1 protein-coding gene and 1 pseudogene are annotated in these 1,080 nt (G+C 42.9%); both read left to right on the forward strand.

The features are described 5' to 3' along the window. Positions 1 to 2: 2 nt before the first annotated feature. Positions 3 to 137: pseudogene (locus AC2VE5_RS28390) on the forward strand (IS6 family transposase); the annotation flags it as partial. Between the two features lie 22 nt (positions 138 to 159). Continuing rightward, positions 160 to 816, forward strand: coding sequence for a hypothetical protein (locus AC2VE5_RS28395; RefSeq protein WP_486890854.1), 657 nt, complete (start codon positions 160 to 162; stop codon positions 814 to 816). Positions 817 to 1,080: the final 264 nt, after the last annotated feature.

A 1,080-nucleotide genomic window follows, 5' to 3' on the forward strand; every position in this document is an offset into this window, starting at 1 on the left:
TGATGAATTATAAATCCCCCTTCAAGTGGCGGCATTATCAGTCCGAAATCATCATAGTTCTGGGTTGGTATCTCAGTTATCCGCTTTCATATCGCCAAGTAATGGAGATGGTGAACGAAAGGGGATTAGATATCCATAGATTAACCCAGAAGAACGCTGATGCCTACGTATACCCAGCTAGAACTAGACTTATGGGGCGATTTGAAGTCTGCGCTTAATAAACCAGATGTGGCAAATTTTCAGCAACTTTGGCACGACTTGGAAAGTGCGATCGCTCCTCTGGAGAATAGCCAACAACTCCACGTCGCGGCGGAAGCTATTTCCCAGATTGTTGAAGTCTACGTTAAACGAGCTAATGGTATTTTAGATAGTCTGGAAGCTACAGATAATAGCAATGGTCCCGTTTTAGATGATGATTTTCTCTCTGGATTGATGCGCCAATCAATGTCGCTCGATTTATCAGACTTGATGGAAGAATTTGCTATTGATAATGAGCCTAGTCCTAGCTCTGGGTCGGTAGTATCGGTAATAGATCGCACCGAAGCTAGGGCTTTGGCAAGGAAAGCCAGGGCGCAAATGAAAAAGGAATTGAAAGGGTTGGCGGAACAAGAGGATATTCCTCAGTGGCAGAATGCGATCGCTCACTGGATACAGCAACACCAGGGGGCAAGAGTTTCCCTTTGGCAATTGCAGCAGGCATTAGGTATGACCCTGGTGGAAGTTTGGTTAGGACTGCTGCATTCCCCTACGCCTTATCAGTGGGACGGGCAAGGGGAGTTTTATCGGGATGCGCGAGATATTTGGATCGGCAATTGATGGAGATACAGTTAGATATACTTAACAAATAATTTGACTTAGTTATCACCTCTGACTTTGATATATGCTTTATCTACTCGTATTTCTTTGTATGAACTCCCAAATGCTTTCCATAGCTCGGAGTCGAGGGGTAAATCCACTCATTAGTTATACCAAATTGATAACAAATTTTATAGCGTAATTTTCAGAAATTACTAAAAGCTTTTGATACAATTTTGGTTCGAGATGCTAATAGCTTGCGGCTAGTAGAAAAAGAATGCAATC

It is taken from the genome of Aliterella sp. E5.1, from assembly GCF_057473825.1.

Coding starts and splice junctions, on each gene's coding strand:
- AC2VE5_RS28395 (WP_486890854.1), top strand. CDS start 160: ATGCCTACGTATACCCAGCTAGAACTAGACTTATGGGGCGATTTGAAG.